This is a genomic window from Mycobacterium sp. 852002-51057_SCH5723018, from assembly GCF_001667035.1.
Taxonomy (GTDB): Bacteria; Actinomycetota; Actinomycetes; order Mycobacteriales; family Mycobacteriaceae; genus Mycobacterium.
The window spans coordinates 113,601-131,036 of the sequence record NZ_LZIR01000127.1 but is presented as its reverse complement, the minus strand read 5'-3'; the positions used below and the strand labels follow the sequence as shown (position 1 = coordinate 131,036).

General features: G+C 66.4%; 24 protein-coding genes. 9 read left to right on the top strand and 15 right to left on the bottom strand.

Going from position 1 to position 17,436, the window contains the following annotated elements:
• Window positions 1–3: 3 nt before the first annotated feature.
• Complete coding sequence (locus A5764_RS26445) at window positions 4–447, bottom strand: nuclear transport factor 2 family protein (RefSeq protein WP_067119616.1); 444 nt, start codon at window positions 445–447, stop codon at window positions 4–6.
• A gap of 79 nt (window positions 448–526) precedes the next feature.
• Between A5764_RS26445 and A5764_RS26440 the strand changes: the two genes are divergently transcribed.
• Window positions 527–1,438, top strand: coding sequence for a dienelactone hydrolase family protein (locus tag A5764_RS26440; RefSeq protein ID WP_067119614.1), 912 nt, complete (start codon window positions 527–529; stop codon window positions 1,436–1,438).
• Between the two features lie 60 nt (window positions 1,439–1,498).
• On the top strand, window positions 1,499–1,681 hold the full coding sequence (locus tag A5764_RS26435; protein WP_067119612.1) for a hypothetical protein: 183 nt from the start codon (window positions 1,499–1,501) through the stop codon (window positions 1,679–1,681).
• Window positions 1,682–1,696: 15 nt separating this feature from the next.
• Here the strand turns inward: A5764_RS26435 and A5764_RS26430 are convergent, their stop codons facing one another.
• The 6 genes from A5764_RS26430 to A5764_RS26405 all read right to left on the bottom strand — a co-directional run bounded on the left by A5764_RS26430 (window position 1,697) and on the right by A5764_RS26405 (window position 6,101).
• Window positions 1,697–3,019: a cytochrome P450 gene (locus A5764_RS26430; protein WP_067119603.1), complete on the bottom strand. Its 1,323-nt coding sequence runs from the start codon at window positions 3,017–3,019 to the stop codon at window positions 1,697–1,699.
• Between the two features lie 159 nt (window positions 3,020–3,178).
• Entirely contained in the window at window positions 3,179–3,598 is a 420-nt protein-coding gene (locus A5764_RS26425; protein ID WP_067119599.1) for a lipoprotein LpqH, read from the bottom strand.
• 12 nt (window positions 3,599–3,610) lie between these two features.
• On the bottom strand, window positions 3,611–4,444 hold the full coding sequence (locus A5764_RS26420) for an SDR family oxidoreductase (RefSeq protein ID WP_067119598.1): 834 nt from the start codon (window positions 4,442–4,444) through the stop codon (window positions 3,611–3,613).
• Between the two features lie 19 nt (window positions 4,445–4,463).
• The gene (locus A5764_RS26415) at window positions 4,464–4,937 is read right to left on the bottom strand and encodes an SRPBCC family protein (RefSeq protein ID WP_197501742.1); all 474 of its coding nucleotides are present in this window, start codon (window positions 4,935–4,937) and stop codon (window positions 4,464–4,466) included.
• Between the two features lie 29 nt (window positions 4,938–4,966).
• Window positions 4,967–5,401: a resuscitation-promoting factor RpfC gene (gene rpfC, locus A5764_RS26410; protein WP_082951926.1), complete on the bottom strand. Its 435-nt coding sequence runs from the start codon at window positions 5,399–5,401 to the stop codon at window positions 4,967–4,969.
• Between the two features lie 121 nt (window positions 5,402–5,522).
• Window positions 5,523–6,101 (bottom strand): chorismate mutase, encoded by a 579-nt coding sequence (locus tag A5764_RS26405; RefSeq protein ID WP_082951934.1) that lies wholly within the window; start codon window positions 6,099–6,101, stop codon window positions 5,523–5,525.
• Window positions 6,102–6,142: 41 nt separating this feature from the next.
• Here A5764_RS26405 and A5764_RS26400 point away from each other — a divergent pair, with 41 nt between their 5' ends.
• A complete protein-coding gene (locus A5764_RS26400; protein WP_197501735.1) occupies window positions 6,143–6,721 on the top strand; it encodes a hypothetical protein in 579 nt (192 codons plus the stop codon).
• 71 nt (window positions 6,722–6,792) lie between these two features.
• Here the strand turns inward: A5764_RS26400 and ag85B are convergent, their stop codons facing one another.
• Window positions 6,793–7,785, bottom strand: a complete 993-nt coding sequence (ag85B, locus tag A5764_RS26395) for a diacylglycerol acyltransferase/mycolyltransferase Ag85B (protein ID WP_067119594.1) — start codon at window positions 7,783–7,785, stop codon at window positions 6,793–6,795.
• Window positions 7,786–8,472: 687 nt separating this feature from the next.
• Here ag85B and A5764_RS26390 point away from each other — a divergent pair.
• Window positions 8,473–9,591, top strand: coding sequence for a hypothetical protein (locus A5764_RS26390; RefSeq protein ID WP_067119591.1), 1,119 nt, complete (start codon window positions 8,473–8,475; stop codon window positions 9,589–9,591).
• Between the two features lie 16 nt (window positions 9,592–9,607).
• Here A5764_RS26390 and A5764_RS26385 read toward each other — a convergent pair whose 3' ends face one another.
• From A5764_RS26385 to A5764_RS26375, 3 genes are read right to left on the bottom strand one after another with little or no spacing between them, the layout of a single operon-like run.
• The gene (locus A5764_RS26385; protein WP_082951925.1) at window positions 9,608–10,156 is read right to left on the bottom strand and encodes a YceI family protein; all 549 of its coding nucleotides are present in this window, start codon (window positions 10,154–10,156) and stop codon (window positions 9,608–9,610) included.
• A 13-nt stretch (window positions 10,157–10,169) separates the two neighbouring features.
• On the bottom strand, window positions 10,170–11,183 hold the full coding sequence (locus A5764_RS26380; protein ID WP_067119588.1) for an alcohol dehydrogenase: 1,014 nt from the start codon (window positions 11,181–11,183) through the stop codon (window positions 10,170–10,172).
• A gap of 9 nt (window positions 11,184–11,192) precedes the next feature.
• Window positions 11,193–12,497, bottom strand: coding sequence for a cytochrome P450 (locus tag A5764_RS26375; RefSeq protein ID WP_067119584.1), 1,305 nt, complete (start codon window positions 12,495–12,497; stop codon window positions 11,193–11,195).
• A 194-nt stretch (window positions 12,498–12,691) separates the two neighbouring features.
• Between A5764_RS26375 and A5764_RS26370 the strand changes: the two genes are divergently transcribed.
• The 4 genes from A5764_RS26370 (at window position 12,692) to A5764_RS26355 (ending at window position 14,351) form a co-directional block, all read left to right on the top strand.
• On the top strand, window positions 12,692–13,279 hold the full coding sequence (locus tag A5764_RS26370; protein WP_067119787.1) for a dihydrofolate reductase family protein: 588 nt from the start codon (window positions 12,692–12,694) through the stop codon (window positions 13,277–13,279).
• Between the two features lie 89 nt (window positions 13,280–13,368).
• Complete coding sequence (locus A5764_RS26365) at window positions 13,369–13,773, top strand: hypothetical protein (protein WP_067119784.1); 405 nt, start codon at window positions 13,369–13,371, stop codon at window positions 13,771–13,773.
• Window positions 13,774–13,784: 11 nt separating this feature from the next.
• The gene (locus A5764_RS26360) at window positions 13,785–14,072 is read left to right on the top strand and encodes a hypothetical protein (RefSeq protein WP_067119581.1); all 288 of its coding nucleotides are present in this window, start codon (window positions 13,785–13,787) and stop codon (window positions 14,070–14,072) included.
• A gap of 57 nt (window positions 14,073–14,129) precedes the next feature.
• Window positions 14,130–14,351, top strand: coding sequence for a hypothetical protein (locus A5764_RS26355; protein ID WP_067119578.1), 222 nt, complete (start codon window positions 14,130–14,132; stop codon window positions 14,349–14,351).
• Between the two features lie 40 nt (window positions 14,352–14,391).
• Here A5764_RS26355 and A5764_RS26350 read toward each other — a convergent pair whose 3' ends face one another.
• Both A5764_RS26350 and A5764_RS26345 read right to left on the bottom strand, forming a co-directional pair.
• Window positions 14,392–15,522 carry a nitronate monooxygenase gene (locus A5764_RS26350; protein ID WP_067119575.1) on the bottom strand — a complete coding sequence of 377 codons (1,131 nt, stop codon included), beginning with the start codon at window positions 15,520–15,522 and terminating at the stop codon, window positions 14,392–14,394.
• A 115-nt stretch (window positions 15,523–15,637) separates the two neighbouring features.
• Window positions 15,638–16,096 carry a hypothetical protein gene (locus tag A5764_RS26345; RefSeq protein WP_067119572.1) on the bottom strand — a complete coding sequence of 153 codons (459 nt, stop codon included), beginning with the start codon at window positions 16,094–16,096 and terminating at the stop codon, window positions 15,638–15,640.
• Between the two features lie 129 nt (window positions 16,097–16,225).
• On the opposite strand from A5764_RS26345, the gene A5764_RS26340 reads away from it, so the two are divergent.
• Window positions 16,226–16,471, top strand: a complete 246-nt coding sequence (locus A5764_RS26340) for a DUF222 domain-containing protein (protein ID WP_067119569.1) — start codon at window positions 16,226–16,228, stop codon at window positions 16,469–16,471.
• A 7-nt stretch (window positions 16,472–16,478) separates the two neighbouring features.
• Here the strand turns inward: A5764_RS26340 and A5764_RS26335 are convergent, their stop codons facing one another.
• Together A5764_RS26335 and A5764_RS26330 are read right to left on the bottom strand one after the other, a co-directional pair.
• On the bottom strand, window positions 16,479–16,979 hold the full coding sequence (locus tag A5764_RS26335) for a universal stress protein (RefSeq protein WP_067119566.1): 501 nt from the start codon (window positions 16,977–16,979) through the stop codon (window positions 16,479–16,481).
• Window positions 16,980–17,100: 121 nt separating this feature from the next.
• Window positions 17,101–17,349 (bottom strand): hypothetical protein, encoded by a 249-nt coding sequence (locus A5764_RS26330; RefSeq protein ID WP_067119564.1) that lies wholly within the window; start codon window positions 17,347–17,349, stop codon window positions 17,101–17,103.
• Window positions 17,350–17,436 lie beyond the last annotated feature (87 nt).

The window sequence follows — 17,436 nt, the reverse complement described above, 5'->3', positions numbered from 1 at the left end:
CTGTCAGACCAAATGTGTCGCGTCATATACCCAGCTCACATCGGCATTTGCTAGGTTCTCGAAGTGGTTGGGCGGCGCGAAGCTGACCAGGCTGTTCATGTCCCAATAGTCTTTCCACACAGTGACTTTCCCGTCGATCACCTTGTGCACGGTGGCGAATCGCAGCACGCCCTGGTCGCCGGACGCGAAAGTCCAAGTCTCCGAGTGCTCGTAGATGGCGTCAGGGCCGTTGGACACCAGCAGGCCGTCGTGGTTCTCGTAGCCCGCCAGCGGTTCGAGCCCCATCTTGAGCCGTTTCACGATGTCCTCGGGACCGCGGGCCGACAACGCGGGGACCGGCATGTCGACGTAGAGACAGTCCTCTGCCAAAAACGTCTTGACCGCATCCCAGTCCCGCCGCGAAAGCGCCTGCCACAGCCCGAGTACGACGTCATCGACCGCGATCATAGAAACCTCTGTCATAGCGGCAAATAAACTCGGTTGGCGGCCGGGTGTCAACCACAGGTTCGCGGCGGATACTCGCAACGTGACCCCGCTGCAGCGCTACATCGCCGAGGAAATTGCGACCGACCACGTTGACGGGCTGTTGACCAGACGGGAAACCTTGCGACGGCTGGCCCTGCTGGGGATGGGCACCGCGGCCGCCTCCACGCTGATCGCGGCCTGCGCGAACCGGGAGAAAGCTGCGGAAACCACCACGCCCGTCCCCGAAAGCCCAAGCGGCACAGCGCAACCGCCCGGCATGACCGCCGCACTGCCGACGGCGCCGATCGCCTGGGCCGGCCCGCAGGGCCAGCTGCAAGGCGCGTGGGCGCAGCCGGCCAGCCCCAGGGGTGCCGTCCTCGTCATCCACGAGAACAAGGGCCTGAACGACTGGGTGCGGTCGGTGGCCGGCCGGCTGGCGGGCGCCGGGTATGCGGCCCTGGCCATCGACCTGCTGTCGGAGGAGGGCGGGACCGCCGGCTTCCAAGATCCGGCGCAGGCCACCGCCGCGTTGGGCAAGGTCGCGCCGGAGCGATTCACCCACGACCTGAATTCCGGTGTGGCCGAACTGAAGTTGCGCGCTCCCGGCCAGAAGGTCGGCGTCGTCGGCTTCTGCTTCGGCGGCGGGCTGGTGTGGCAACTGCTGGCCTCCGGAGCCCTGGGGGTGTCCGCCGCGGTCCCGTTCTACGGTCCGTTGCCCGACAACCCCGACTTCAAAGGATCCAAGGCCGCGGTGCTGGCGATCTACGCGGCGCTGGACTCCCGGGTCACCGGATCGCAGCCGGCCGCCAAAGCGGCCCTCGATCGCGCCGGTCTGGTCAACGAGATCGTCGTCGAACCCAACGCCGATCATGCGTTCTTCAACGACAGCGGCCCCCGGTATAACGCCACCGCGGCGGCCGACGCGTGGCAACGGCTGCTGGATTGGTTCGGGCGTTATCTGGCCGGGCAATGAAAGCCGATATGCCGGTTCACTTCGTAGGTTTTGACCGCCGCTTTGCCGCATACTGGCGACGTGACATCGCAGCGCGACAACCCCGACGAGGGCGGAAGCGATCGGGTCGACGGACTGCTGACCCGGCGCGAGGCCATGCGACGGCTGGCTCTCGTCGCCGTGACCGCGAGTCCCACCGCGCTCATCTCCGCCTGTTCCGGCGGCAGGTACTGGCCCACCCGGCGACGGCGGCGTCGCCGCTAGGGCCGGGGTTAACCCCTAGACCTCGGCCGGGGCCATCGACCGCGCCGGGCCCAAAGCCACCGGCAGCGTCGACCACCCGCGCAGCACCCTCGTGTCGCGCCGGCTTCCGGAACCGGCCGCGCGCACCTCGGGGAAACGGTCGAAGAACGTCCGCAGCCCGACCTCTCCCTCGGCGCGCGCGAGGGCGGCCCCCAGGCAGAAGTGCCGGCCGCCAGAGAACGCGAGATGCCGCCCGGCATTTGGCCTTTCGATGTCGAAGCGGTGCGGATCTGGAAACACCGACGGATCCCGGTTGGCGGCGGCCAGATAGATCACCACCAGTTCGCCGCGTTGCACCCGCACCCCCGCCACGTCCACATCCTTGACCGCCACCCGCGCGGTGAGCTGCACCGGCGAGTCCAGCCGCAGGATCTCTTCGACGGCGTTGGGCCATAACTCGGGACGTCGGCGCAACGTGTCCAGGTGCTCGGGCGCATCCAGCAACATGCGAATCCCGTTGCCCAGCAGGTTCACCGTGGTCTCGAACCCGGCGGCCAGCACCAGGCCGGCGATCGCCTGCAGCTCGTCGGCGTCGAGACGTGTTTCGGGGGAGCCGCTTTCGGCCATCTGGATAAGCTGGCTCATCAGATTGTCGCTCGGCGCACGCCGCAACTCCCGCAGGTGCTCGGCGAGCCAAAAGTTGAATCCGGCGATTCCCTGCTGCACGGTGCGGTACTGCCGCCACGGCAAGCCGATGTCGAGGCTGGGCGCGGCCAGTTCCCCGAACTCCAGGACGCGCCGACGGTCTTGGTCGGGCACCCCCAAGATGTCGCTGATGATCGCCACCGGCAGCTGGGAGCAATACTCTCCGACAATGTTGACCACGCCGGACCGGTCGGCCAGCCGATCCAACAGGCCGGTCGCGGTCCGCTCGACCCCGACGCGTAAGGCGGCGACCGCCCTGGGCGTGAAGACCGCCGACACCGTCTTGCGGTAGCGGGTGTGGTCCGGCGGCTCGACGGCCAGCAGCGACGGCGCACGCAGCGGATGCAAGAAGCGGTCGCGGGTGCGGCTCTCCAGCCAGCGCAGGGGCGCAAGCAGATTCGAGCCCATGTTCACCACGCGGAAGTCGTCGGACCGTAGCAGCTCGTGGGCCAGCGCGTGGTCAGTCGTCAGATAGTTGACGCGGCCCTTGACCAGCGGCCCGAAGGCCCGCAGTTCGTCGTAGAACGGAACCGGGTCGGTCGCCACCGTCGGATCGGCGATCAGCCGGGCCTGCAGGTCACCGCGTCGCATACCGATCGCCGCGACGCCGCGGACAAAGCCGTGCATCGCAAGCCAGTGCAGTCTCTCCTTCACGAGTCCTCCATCGGTTCGGCTGGTCTTCACCAGCGTAGGCCGGAGGCGGCGAGGCCCATGGTGGCGACCCGCTGCGCCCGGCTAGGCCGCGCTTGCGATCACCACTAGCCCGATGGTGGCGACCCGCTGCGCCCGGCCACGCCGCGCTTGCGATCACCACTAGCACTCGGCGGTTATCTTGAAGTCCGTGGTCACCACTTTGTCGGGGTTCCTGTCGTTGATGCCGTACGCGCTGCCGGAGATGGTGTAGGCCCTGTTGGTGACGTCGGCGCGCGCGTCTCCCACCCCGCCCAACCAAAAGCTGCCGGTGAACCCGTCGATGTTGCGGATCTTCACCCACTGCGGGATCGCGCGATAGCCGCTGAGCAACACCACCGCCTCGACCTCGCCGTTCTGCTCGCGGATGTCGATGGTCCGGTACGACTGGTCCTGGCTGCAATCGGGGGGACGCGTCGTGTGGGTGGCGCCGTCGACGGTCAGGCGCGCGGCCTTGCGGGGCACCGTCTCGGGCCGGCCGCACCCCGCCACGCCCGCCCCGGCGATGAGGACGAAAGCTATTGCGAGCCAACGGTTTCGCACCGTGTGTCTCCTTTACTGCCGCTTAGGCATCAGCCCGGGTAGGGATTTGACGATGCGACCCCGCACGAACTCCGGGCTCAGGCCCTTGAGCAGGTCGATCACGCGAATGCTCTTGGGCACGTACCAGTGCAAGCGTTTCGGGTTGTGGTAGGCCTGCCACGCCGCCTCGGCCACGCTGACCGCGGGCATCAGCCGGAACATGCCCTTCTTCGGAGCGCCGGCCCGCAGCTCGTCGGCCGACATCGCCGGCCCGCCGTCGCCGGAGTGGTTGGTGGTCGTGGTGAGGATGGCGGTGTCGATCAGGCCCGGCAGCACGTCGGCCACCCGCACCCCATGGCGCTGCCATTCCACGCTCAGCGCCTCGGTCAACCCCTTGACGGCATGCTTGGTCGACGAATACACGGCGATGCGCGGCATGCCGTAGGTGCCCGACGACGACGATGTGGAGAACATCAGGCTGCCGGGATTCTTCTTGAGATAGGGCAGGGCGGCGTAGGCACCCGTCAGGACCGCCTTGAAGTTCACCTCGACGACGCGCATCGCGGCTTCGTAGGGCACGTCCTCGAACCAGCCTGACTCGCCGATGCCGGCGTTGTTCCACATCATGTCGAGCCCGCCGCCGGTGTTGCCGGCGCAGAAGTCGGCGAGCGCCCCGTCCAGGGCGGCCTTGTCCGTCACATCGACGGCGCGGGTCCACAGCCGGTCGTCACCCAGTTCCCGCTGCAGCGTCGCCAGGCCGTCGTCGTTGCGGTCCACCGCGCCGACCCGCCACCCCTTGGCGTGAAAGAGCTTCGCGCCCTCGCGACCCATTCCGCTGCCCGCGCCGGTGATGAAGACCGATTTCACGGGCCATCAAGCCTTTCCGTCAGCCAGCCTCGACCACATCTTTGATTCGGTTCAGCGTCTTGGTCATATCACGAACGTTGCGCCGCCTGCGCAGGAAGCCACCGAACAACCAGTACACGCCGAGCCACGGTGCCGGGTTGAGCCGGAACGACTCCGTCACGTCGGTGCCGCCGCCGCCGGGTGCCAGTCGATAATGCCAGTTGTTCACCGCCCTGTCGCCGAGCATCACCGCGAAGCCGAACTCGCGGCCGGGCTCGCAGGCGGTCACCTTGCACGTCGTCCAGTAGACGGGCCCGATCTCGTTGCGCCGGACGTGGCCGCGGAATTTCACGCCCAGGGCCGGACCCGTCGCGTCGCCCAGCCACTCGGCCTCAAACACTTCCGGGGAGAAGCGTCCGGTGTTGCGAACGTCCGCGATCAGATCCCAGATCTTGTCCGCGGGCGCCGCCATATGAACAGTGGCCGAACCTTCCATGGCCTGATCCAAACACAGCTACGTGCTTGGTCATAGACCAATATTCGTTAATGCGGCGCGGCCGCCTGAATCAGCCCATTGATCATCTGCTTGATCCCCTGAGCCGGGTGCGAATACCACGCGATCGGAAGACCCGATTCGGCGCCGCACTTCGGCCAGGCCTCCACGCCCTCCTGCGCGAAGACCCGGTTGGCCACGGCGATCTGCTGCTCGCGGGAGGCGGCCGCCGGGTTGCCGACGCCGCCGTACTGGGCCCAGGTACCCGGCTTGAATTGCAGCCCACCGTATTCGCCGTTTCCGGTGTTGGCGTGCCAGTTGCCGCCGGACTCGCACTGCGCGATTGCGTCCCAGTTGGGGGCTGTGGCAACGCCTGTGGGGGCGGCGTTGGCGACGCCGGTGGCTGACGTCAGCGAGGCTGCAACGATCCCGCCGACCATGGCGTACTTGACGAGAGGCTTGCAGAGTTTTCTCATGCCAGACATTTCGGCGGGCGTGTCCGAAGTGTTACCTATTCGAAAATGTCGCGAGATACTCGCTCTATCAGCGAGATTGGCTCGTTACCAGGCGAATGCGAGCTTTAGAAATTGGTGAGAAATAAATAAATTAGCCCTGGCAATACGACTGGGTCGCGAAAGCGAGGGCTTGTTGGTACAGGCCGTCGAGTTGCCGGGCAGCAACGACCTCGCCCCTGGCGGCCTCGAGCTCCGCGGCGCACCCCGGCGAATGCAACAGGTCCCAGTCGGCCGCGATCGCGGTCAGCATCGTCTGGTTGAGGCCGTCGATGGTGGACCGCGACGCCGATAGGTCAGGCGCGCCCGGCACGGCCGCGGGGTTCAGCTTCCACTGCGTGAACCGGCCGTATTCGACCGCCTCGGTGGCGTTGATCTGGTCGCCGAAGATCCGGGTGACGTAACCGGGGTCGATGTGCTCGGCGGTCGCGTCAGCGCCCAGCTTGGTGAGTTCCTGCTGCACGCGCACGGGATCCTCGATGGAACCGTGCGTGTTCCACTTGAACGCGGCCACCGGCTCGGCGAGCTGCAGCCGCTGAGCGGCGGCGTCCACCAACCCGGTCAACGGGCCGGCGGGATCGGCACGCGCCTGCGGCGCCACCATCGTGGTCGCGAGCGCGGCCAGCAGAACGCAGGCCCGGCGGCCGCGCGGTGGCCGGTGGGTGCCGGTCATGACCATGATTCTGGCCCCCTCCCGGGTTAGCCTGGCCGCTGATGTCTCGGACTGCCCACTGGTTTCGCTCGACGCACGTTCGCGCGCTGACCGCGGCCGCGCTGGGGGCATGCCTGCTACTGGGCGGCGTCATCATCTCGGTGGACCGGCTGCACACGACGCCGGCCGATGTGCTCGACCATCCCGCCGATCCGGTCACCGACGAGCAATCCGCGGCTCAGGTGGTCGAGTCGGCCAAACAGATCGTCACCATGACCGGGCTGCGGACGGCGTCGGCGGGCTACACGCTGATGTCGTGCAAAGACCGCGACGACCCGCCGTACCAAGGCGCGGTGTACGTGACCTTCACGCTGCCGGCCTCCGCACCCGCCGACGCCTACTTCACGGAGATCGCGGCGACGCTCGTCGACCATGGCTGGGCCGAGGCTCTACCGCCCGGCGATCGCGCGTTGGCCAAAACCCTGTCCAAGGACGCCGTCACCGTGATGGTTTCCCGCCAAAGCGACGCCCCTGGTATGGGTGTCCTGCGCATCTATGGTCAGTGCCGCAACATGAACGATCACCGCAAGGACGCGACCAGCTGGGTCGATATCACCGATCAATTGCCCAGAACCGGCTAAGGGGCACTAACGCGCTACTGCGCCCGACGGTGTGCCGTCAGGCGCAGTAGCGATGCTGAAGCGAGCGGGAGTTATCCGCCGCCACCCGGGCTGGCACCCAGGGTGCCCTGCAGGTCGGGCTTCATGGCGTTGAGCTGTGCTCCCCAGTACTCCCAGCTGTGCGTGCCGTTGGCGTTGAAGTTGAACACCGCATTGTGGCCGCCGGCCCCGTTGTAGGCGTCCTGGAACTTCAGGTTGCTGCTGCGCACGAAGTTCTCCAGGAACTCGGCGGGCATGTTGGCCCCACCCAGTTCCGACGGCGTCCCGTTACCGCAGTAGATCCAGAGTCGGGTGTTGTTACCGACCAGCTTGCCGACCTGAATCGTCGGGTCGTTGCGCTGCCACGCCGGGTCGCTCGACGGACCCCACATGGCGTCGGGCTTGTAACCGCCGGCATCACCCATCGCGAGACCGATCAGGGAGGGCCCCATTCCCTGGGAGGGGTCCATCAGGGCCGACAGCGAGCCGGCGTAGATGAACTGCGCCGGGTGGTAGGCGGCCAGGATCAGCGCCGAGGAGCCGGACATGGAGATGCCGACCGCAGCGCTGCCGTTGGACTTGACGCTCTTCTCGGAGGCCAGGTAGCTGGGCAGCTCGCTGGTCAGGAAGGTTTCCCACTTGTACGTGGAGCAGCCGGCCTTACCGCAGGCCGGACCGTACCAGTCGGCGTAGAAGCTGGACTGCCCGCCGACCGGCATGACGATCGACAGGCCCGACTTGTAGTACCACTCGAACGCGGGCGTGTTGATGTCCCAGCCGTTGTAGTCGTCCTGGGCCCGCAGGCCGTCGAGCAGATATACGGCAGGAGAGCCGCTGCCTCCGCTCTGGAACTGGACCTTGATGTTGCGTCCCATTCCAGCTGACGGCACCTGCAGGTATTCCACGGGAAGGCCGGGCCGCGAGAACGCCCCCGCGGTCGCCGCTCCGCCGGCAAGACCGATCAGGCCCGGCAGGGTGACAGCCGCTGCCGCACCGACCAAAAGCCGGCGCCCCCAGGCCCGGATCTTCTCGCTCACGTCTGTCATACCTGCGCCCCTTGTCGCTAGTGTCGTGCTCACGGCAGGAATTTACCGTGTAAATGCGTCAAATGTCGATTGAGACGCGGGGTTATCTCAGTCTTGTATCGGTTTCTTCTCCGAATTTCGCTACTCGGGTAACGGGACCTCGCGCCCCGATGAACGCGTCGCGGCGGCCCGCCGAGCAGAAAACGCCAGGCGGGGGCCGTGCGCGTGTAGCCCCCGACAAGCGGCAGAGCGCTTCAAAATCGAAATGGCCGAGCCGATATCGACAACCTGCGCAGCGGCGGCGCGGGAGAGCGGTCGGCCATCCGTTCGATTGGCGGCCCCGAACCGTCGATGACGATGACGATGACGAAAGAATTTCCCGGCGCCGAAAACGAAGGTCCGCGGTCCGGCGCGTAAAGCCTTGCCGGACATCCAACATCGGCGCGTCACCTGCACCTTTGGGCGACCGGGTGCATCGGATGGGTCGCCTGGCCAGGCGCTTTCGCCGCATCGGCCCGCGAGTTTGACGACTATTCCACACCGGTGCAGCCGAACCCGCTCCGACCGCGTAGGCTCACACGGAGCAAGCCGATGGAGACCACATCCCGGTCTTTTCCGGCTCTCACGAACCGCCACACCAGCGAGCTTCATGCTGCGTGATATAGCGGCTGAGGGCGACGGAGGTCCGGGAACGATTGAGGTGCAAGTTTGGATACGGTACTGGGGCTATCACTGACGCCGACCACCGTCGGCTGGGTCCTCGCTGAAGGGCACGACGCTGACGGCACGATCCTGGACCACCAAGAAATGGGTGTGCGCGCCGGGCGTGGCGTGCCCGCCGTCAGTACCGCCGGGCAAGTGACGGACGAGGTGCTACGGGTGGACGCGCTGGCGGCCGCCAGCGATCACCATCTGCGGCTCGTCGGGCTGACGTGGAGCGACGACGCCGCCGCGCAGGCGGCGCTGGTGGTTGAGGCGTTGACCGATGCAGGCTTCGACAACGTGGTGCCAGTCCGCTTGCTCGATGCGGTCGAGACCCTGGCCGAGGCCATCGCCCCCGTCATCGGTTACCAGCAGACCGCGGTGTGCGTCCTCGAACACGAGTCGGCGACGGTCGTCATGGTCGACACCCGTGAGGGCGAGACGCAAACGGCCACCAAGCAGGTGCGCGGCGGCCTCGACGGCCTGAGCTGCTGGCTGCGCGGGATGTTCGATCGAGACGGATGGCGTCCCGGCGGGGTGGTTGTCGTCGGTCCCGACAGCGAGATCAATGGCTTCTCCTGGCAGCTCGAAAAGGCCTTGCCGGTACCGGTTTTCGCGCAGACCATGGCCCAGGTGACGATCGCGCGGGGCGCGGCGCTGGCCGCGGCATCGAGCACCGAGTTCACCGACGATCAGCTGGTGGCGCATGTCAGCGAACCCGCCGCCGCACCCGCGTCGTCGCCGCCACGGAAGTTGTCCTACGCCGGCGCCGCAGTGGCCGCCGGCGCGATCACCTTCGTCTCCTCGCTCGCGCTCGCGGTGGGTATTCAGCTGGGCCCGGCCAGCGCGCCGTCGCCGGCAAAGCACGTGGTGCACGCGCCGGCACCGCAGGTCGCCGAGGCCGTTGCGCCCGCCGTTGCCCCGCCACCGGAGGCCACGCCACCCGCGCGTCCATCGAAGGCGCCCACGAGCGAGCCGGCTCCCGACGCGGCGACGGCCGCGGACCAGGACGGCGCCGGCGGCGAGCAGCAGTCGGATCCGAATGCCCGGCAGCCTTATCTGACAAGGGTTCTCGAGCACATACCCGGCGACGCCGGCGATTCGGCGCACTCGCCGACGCCCTAGGAGCGGCCGCCCGAGTTCAGTCGCCCTTGGCGTGAACCGCGGTGAAGGACACCGCTACGCTGTCGGCGACCTGCACCGAGCCCATCAGCAGTGAGTACGGCTTGACGCCGTAATCTGTTTGCCGAACGCTGGATTCGGCCGACATCCGCCACGCGTCACCGAGATCCTCTATGCGCAGGTCGATTACGTGCTTCCGGGATTTCCCGCGGATGTGCAGCGTGCCGGCGAGGCGGTACCCGTCGTCGATCCTGTCGATAAGGTCTGTGGCGAAACGTATTTCGGGATAGCGGCCGGCGTCCAGCGACTTCAACGCGTTCGACTTCACCACCGCCTTTTCCGGCCCGGACAGTCCCTTTACCCCGCCCTCGCCGCGCATCACCTCGAACGAATCGATCTCGACGGCCAGCTCCGCGGTGACCGGTTCGCCGCCGGCCCAGTCGACCGTGGCGTGCCAGCGCCGCATCGCAATGGTGAGCCGATGGCCCATGCGTGCCGCCCGGCCCGTGACGCCGGTGCGAATCATCAACTCACCGTGGGACGCGTCCAGGGTCCACCGGTCGGTCACAGGCCGACTGTAGTCACATCGTCAGAACGGTGCGGTAGTGCGCCCGCCCCTGCTCCAATGCCGCATAACCCTCGGCCGCCTGCGACAGCGGCAATTCTTCGGTCCACGTCCGCACACCCGACAAGACCGCGAAATGCATGGTGTCTTCGACGTCTTTGGCCGTGCCGGAGGGATGGCCCACGATGCTGAGCCCGGGGGTTATCAGCTGCGCGGGGCTGATGGGCAGCGGGTCGGGGGTCACGCCGATCGTGATCAACTCACCCTGGGGCAGCAGGCCGCCGACCGTGTCGGCCATGGCCTGGGAGTTGCCGGCGGTCGCCAGGACCACCGCCGCCCCGCCCAGCGCCCGCAGCGCTTCGGAGACGTCGCCGGCGGTGGAATCGATGTAGTGGTGGGCGCCCAACTCGCGGGCATCGTCGGCTTTACCGGTGCCGCGGGCGATGGCGATGGTCTCGAACCCCATCGCGCGCGCGAACTGCACGCCGAGGTGGCCGAGACCGCCGACGCCGAGAATCGCCACCCGGTCACCGGGCAACGCCTTCGTGTGGCGCAGCGCGTTATAGGTTGTGACCCCGGCGCACCCCAGGGGCGCGGCTTCGACATCGGACAGTTCCGACGGAATCCGGGCCATAGCGCTGGCCGGCACCGTCACCGATTCCGCATAGCCACCGGGATACTGCCAACTCGGGACCTTCCCATTCACGCAGTGAATGAAAATGCCTTTGCGGCAAGGGTCGCACCGGTAGCAGCATCCCCCGAACCAGCCGACGCCGACACGGTCACCCACCGCGAAATCTTCGACGCCCTCGCCGAGTTCGGCTATCGTCCCGGCGATTTCGTGCCCGGGAGTCAGCGGCCAGGAAATGTTCGGGAAGCCACCGTGAACGAAGGCGCGGTCGGTTCCGCATATGCCGCACGCGGTGACCGTCAGGCGCACCTCGTCGCGACCGGGCGTCCGCGTTTCGACCTCGGCGAGCTCCAGCGGGCCGCCCGCGGACTGTATCCGGACGGCTTGATGAGTGGGCATTGACTTAACTTAATGTGCGACAGGGCATTTCGCCACCCCGTCGGCGTGGTAGTCAACCTGCCAGTGCTTGATCCCGTTGAGCCAGCCCGACCGTAGCCGTTCCGGCTTGCCGATCGACTCCAAATCCGGCATCACGTCGGCGATCGCGTTGAACATCAGGTCGATCGTCATGCGCGCCAGGTTGGCACCGACGCAGTAGTGCGCGCCCGTGCCGCCGAATCCCACGTGCGGGTTGGGATCGCGCAGGATGTTGAAGGCGAACGGGTCGTCGAACACCTCCTCGTCGAAATTGGCCGAGCGGTAGAACATCACCACCCGCTGGCCCTTCTTGATCTGCACCCCGGACAGCTCATAGTCCTCGAGCGCCGTGCGCTGGAACGACGTGACCGGCGTGGCCCACCGGACGATCTCGTCGGCCGCGGTGGCGGGACGCTCCTTCTTGAACAGCTCCCACTGGTCGGGGAAGTCGGTGAAAGCCATCATGCCCTGGGTGATCGAGTTGCGAGTGGTCTCGTTGCCGGCGACGGCCAGCAAGATGACGAAGAAGCCGAACTCGTCGTCGGAGAGCTTGTGGCCGTCGATGTCGGCCTGGATCAGCTTGGTGACCAGGTCCTCGCCCGGGTTCTTCGCCCTATCGGCGGCCATCTGCATGCCGTACATGATCAGTTCGACGGAGGCGGTGATGGCGTCGTTGCTCGCGAACTCGGGGTCCTGGTCGCCGACCATCTCGTTGGACCAGTGGAAGAGTTTCTTGCGGTCTTCCTGCGGCACGCCCATCAGGCCCGCGATGGCCTGCAACGGCAGCTCGCACGACACCTGTTCGACGAAGTCTCCCGAGCCCTCGGCGGCGGCGGTCTCGACGATGCGGCGGGCGCGCTCGCGAAGGTCGTCGCGCAGCCGCTCGACCGCCCTGGGGGTGAAGGCGCGCGAGATGATCTTGCGCAGCCGGGTGTGTTGCGGCGCGTCCATGTTCAGCAGGACGAACTTGCCGCGCTCGACCTGCTCGCCGACCGTGCCGTCCCTGTAGCGCGGCAGCGCCGTCTTCTGCAGGCTGGAGAAGACGTCGCTGCGCAGCGAGATCTCCTTGACGTCCTTGTGCTTGGTCACCACCCAGAAGCCGCCGTCGTCGAATCCTCCCGCGCCGAGGGGCTGCTCGTTCCACCAGATCGGTGCGCTTCGGCGCATCTCGGCCAGTTCTTCCACCGGCAGCCGTTCGGCGTAGATGTCCGGGTCGGTGAAGTCGAACCCGGGAGGCAGATTCGGAGCCGGCTTGGCTGTTGGCTCGACGGTTGGCTTCGGTGTTGACTTCGACATTGGCAAGCCCACTCCTTCGATACGAAGTCGTCTAGTCGTCCTTCTTGTGCCAAATAAACCACTGCTACACCACGGTTGGGAAGGATTGGAGCAATATCGCGAGCCCGAATTGCAACATGTTCAGCGGCGATGAGTTTGCAGCGCGACGCCGGTCTGTATGGAAGGCCACGCACCACGAACGAAAAGGCGGCACCATGCGCATCCTTCTGAGCCATTTCATGAGCCTCGACGGGGTCGTCCAAGCGCCGGGCGGCCAGGGCGAGGACCCCGACGGGGGATTCGCACACGGCGGCTGGTCGATGCAGTACTTCGAACCCGAAACCATGGGGCCCGCCGTCACCGAGACGATGGCCGACACCGACGCGCTGCTGTTCGGCCGTCGCACCTGGCAGACGATGGCCGCCGCCTGGCCCGGCCGCGCCGGCGACCCCTTCGCCGACCGCATGAACGAGATCCCCAAATACGTGGCATCCCGCACGCTGAGCCAAGACGACCTCAACTGGGCGGGCTCGACTCTGCTATCCGCCGACGACGCGATCGGCGCGATACGTGAGCTGCGGGCCCGCGACGGTAAGGCGATACAGCTGATGGGCAGCCCGTCGTTGGCCGCGCAGCTGATCGAACACGACCTCGTCGACGAATACCGGCTGATGATCGAGCCGATCCTGCTCGGCGGCGGCAAACGCCTCTTCCCCTGCGGCGGCCAGGCCCACGCCCTCGAGCTGGCCTCCGCCACGACCACCGGGACGGGCGTCCTCATCTGCACCTACCGGCGCCGGTGATCTTGTGGCCCGCGGCACAATCGATATGCTTTGGTCCCAGGTCACCGTGCATCGAGGCCCGGTGACGCTGACGCGAAGGGGTGGAGCGCATGGTTCGCGAACTACTCGCCGTCGCCGCGATCGCGGGTGGCACCGTCGGCATGGCGCCTGGTGCCGCTGCCCAACCGCGTTACGACGGTGACGTGCCGAACATGAATTACGACGCCTCGCTGGGCGCGCCGTGCGACAACTACGAGCGCTTCATCTTCGGGCGCGGCACCAGCGGCCAGGCCGAGGCCTGTCACTTCCCGCCGCCCAACCAGTTCCCACCCGCCACCATCGGGTACTGGGTGATGTCCTACCCGTTGTACGGGGTGCAGCAGGCCGGCGCCAAGTGCCCCGGCCCGCAGTCCGCCGCACAGTCGGATCGCGGGCTTCCCATGCTGTGCCTGGGAGACCAAGGCTGGCAAGAGGGATGGTTCACCGGAGCAGGGTTCTTCCCGCCCTCGTCGTGACGGGCCGGCCGATGAATGACGCCCGGCCCGCCGCCCAGATCCCGCGCTGGCTGCGCTTCGTCCTGGCATCCGATCGTGCCGGCTCGGCCTGGTACATCGGGGCAGGCTTCTTTTTCGCGCCGGTGCTCGCCGTGCTGTCGCCGTGGCCGACGGTCACCGCCGTGCTGTGGGGAGTGATCGCCTTGGCCGGGCTTTGGCTGGGCCTGCTCGGCATCGCGATGGCCGTCGGACTGGCACGGATATTGCGCTCCGGCGCCGAGATTCCCGAAGACTATTGGCGCACCTTGGTGAACTACTGACGCCCGCTCGGCGCGTCTAGAGTCGTATCAAAGGCGCTGCAACGAAAGGACACTCCGATGGGCTTCAATCCCAAAGACGCGGTCGACGCGGCCAAGGACATCGCGACCAACGCCGTCGAAAAGGCTTCGGACATCGTCGAACACGCCGGCGACATCATCCGCGGTGATCTCGCCGGTGGTGCCAGCGGCATCGTTCAGAACTCCATCGACATCGGCACGTACGCGGTGGATCGGGCCAAAGAGGTGTTGACCGGCCGGGATGAATTAGACGACGAATAGCCGACCAATCGCCGACGACTAGCCGACGAATAGCCGTCGATCAGACGGCCGCGGCGGCGTTCAGCTCGTCCAGCCTGTTGGTGGCTTCCAGGTACTCCTGCACCCACCGCTCGATGACCGTCGACGTCTTCTCCACCTTGCTGAACTGCCCGACCACCTGACCGACCGGATTGAACGCGACGTCGACGGTCTCGTTCGGGTACTTGTTGGTGGCCCGCACGGCCATGCCAGAAACCATGTACTGCAACGGCATTCCGAGCGGCTTCGGGTTGTCGGGCTGCTCCCACGCCTCGGTCCAGTCGTTGCGCAGCATACGGGCCGGCTTCCCGGTGAAGGAACGGCTGCGCACGGTGTCCCGGCTGGACGCCTTGGCGTACGCCTGTTGCTGAACCGGGGTGTTGGAGGCCTCCTCGACCATCAGCCACTGCGAGCCGGTCCACGCCCCTTGGGCGCCGAGCGCCAGTGCCGCCGCGATCTGCTGGCCGCTGCCGATGCCACCCGCCGCCAGCACCGGCACCGGGGCGATTTCCTTAACGACCTGCGGCCACAACACGATTGAGCCCACCTCGCCGCAGTGGCCACCGGCCTCGCCGCCCTGGGCGATGACGATGTCCACGCCAGCGTCGGCGTGCTTGCGGGCCTGCGACGGCGAGCCGCACAGGGCCGCCACCTTGCGACCGGAGTCGTGGATGTGCTTGATCATGTCGGGCGGGGGAGTGCCCAGCGCATTGGCGATCATCCGCACCTTCGGATGCTTCAGCGCCATTTCGACCTGCGGGGTGGCCGTCGCCTCCGTCCAGCCCAGCAACTGCAAGGTGTCCTCGTCGGCGTTTTCCACGGGAACACCGTGATCCGCGAGGATCTTCTTGGCGAAGTCGAGGTGCTCCTGGGGCACCATCTTGCGCAGCGTTTCCGCCAGCTCCTCGGCGGAAAGGTGCGAGTCCATTCCCTCGTACTTGTTCGGGATCACGATGTCGACGCCGTAGGGGTGGTCGCCGATGTTCTCGTCGATCCAATTGAGCTCGATCTCCAGCTGCTCAGGCGTGAAGCCGACCGCGCCGAGCACGCCGAAACCACCGGCCTTGCTGACAGCGACCACGACATCGCGGCAGTGGGTGAAGGCGAAGATCGGAAACTCGATACCGAGGTCGTCGCAGATCGCGGTGTGCATGCCTACTCCTGGAAAGCTTGACCGACGCTAAAAGAATTGGAACGTGTTCTAGTTTAGTACGGACGGCGCTGACGTGGCCAGCCGCCCCCCATCGGCGCGTCGGCACTACGAGGTGTCAGAGAGTGTGCGCCGTCCACATGACGAGGAATGCGACCATACAGCCGGCACAGGCCAGGTGATCCCGGCAGATGGCCCGTGCCAGACGAGTCTGCTCGGCCGTGCTGTCCGCACGGCGTCCCAGCCGGACCGCGTTGGGTACCGTGCGCGCCAGCGCCAGCAGTATCGGGACGCCCGCGAGCGCGGCCGACGTCGCCAGTAGCCACGCGGGCTCGTGAGCCCGCACCACCTCGACGGCGAGCGAGCCCAGCAAGACGAGCATGACCACCGCGATCAGCCGGCTCATCGGCCGCGATGTGGTCGTCGCACGAAGGTAGTAACCGGCGATCGAAGCCAGCACCGGCTCGGGCAATTCCCCACGCGCGCTTCGATGTTCGAGGACCTGGGCGTCGAAAATCAGGTCCATCCACAAGATGGCGAACAGGAATCCGCTGCAGGCCGTCAGTAAGGGCGCCACGACTTATTGTTTCGCAAGCGGGGACGTCGCCGCCTGAAACCACTTGCGCCACATTGGCTTCAGTAGTGTCACGGGGCGATCTTTGTCGGTCGGTGGGGAAGTGTGTTTCGAACATGCGATCGAGTACCCGTGAGGAGATTCAGGCGGATTTCGACGCGTTGCGCCCGAATCATCGGGCATTCGTATGACGCGTTGACCACCCCGGAGCGGCTGGGGTTGCTGGAACGGCTCGAGCACGAGACGCGCCGGCTACCGGTGCCCGGCCACGCGCTGATCAATCAACTGGTGCAGCAGGCCACGCCGGCAGAGTTGGGCGGCAGGCTACCCCACGTGTTGGCTGACCGGTTGCGTATCACGGGCTGCAACGCTCCCTAATGATGCCTCAGTCGGTGGTGTGGACGAGCAGTACATCGGTCTTCGCTCTGCGCAAGACGTTTCCGGGCACCGAGCCAAGCCACTTGTCGGTGCGCGTACCTAGTCCCACGTTGCCAACCACCAACAGATCGGCCTTAACCTCCTTGGCGAGGCGGAACAGCGCATGTACCGGATCACCCCTAATCGGTCGCGCCTCGATATCCTTCGCCCCAGCCGCCCTGGCCCGGTCCCGGGCCTCCCGCAGGATCGCATCGATGGCGGCCATCCCGTGCACCTTGTAGTCCCCCTCGCTCCCGAGGACGACCTCGGCGCGGCCATCAATCACACGATCCGGGCGGGCTGGTCTTCCCCAGCCTCCCTTGTCACCCTTCTCCATATAAGACAAGTGCGCCATCGCGATGATCAACTTCGCATGATTTTTCGCGGCGAACGCGGCTGCGTGGTCCACCGCACGGAACGACGTGTCGGAGCCATCAGTGCCGACCACCAGGGTCTGATAGGCGCTCATTTCTCTGCCAGTATGCGCGTTTACGTGGTCGCTGTGTAGTGGCCTCTTCCTGGGCGTCATGAATCATCCGCTCGCTCAGGCGCACGAGGGTAGTGGGGTCAGTTTGAAGCTTGGGTCTCACTCACATGTACAAGCCGCGCTTGATCGGCTCCTGACTGTGCTTGGTTGAAGGGGTCACCGAAATCCAGGCATGCGCCCCGTAGTACGTCACCTCGACGCCGCTGATTGTCGAGTCCGGTTGCCCATCTGATTCAGGAGTTACCGCTTTGCTCACCTTCAGCACACCATTAGCCAGCATCTCGGCGGCGTCCCAAATTTCCGTCGTACCGTCGACTAGGCGGACGGTAATCTGCTCAAGCTCATCTTCCATAGGTCCCTAGCGATTCCCTTGATCCGCTGCGCCGCCGCGCGGTAGCGTAGTGCTGCCAATTACGAAACGGCTAGTAGCGTAATTGGC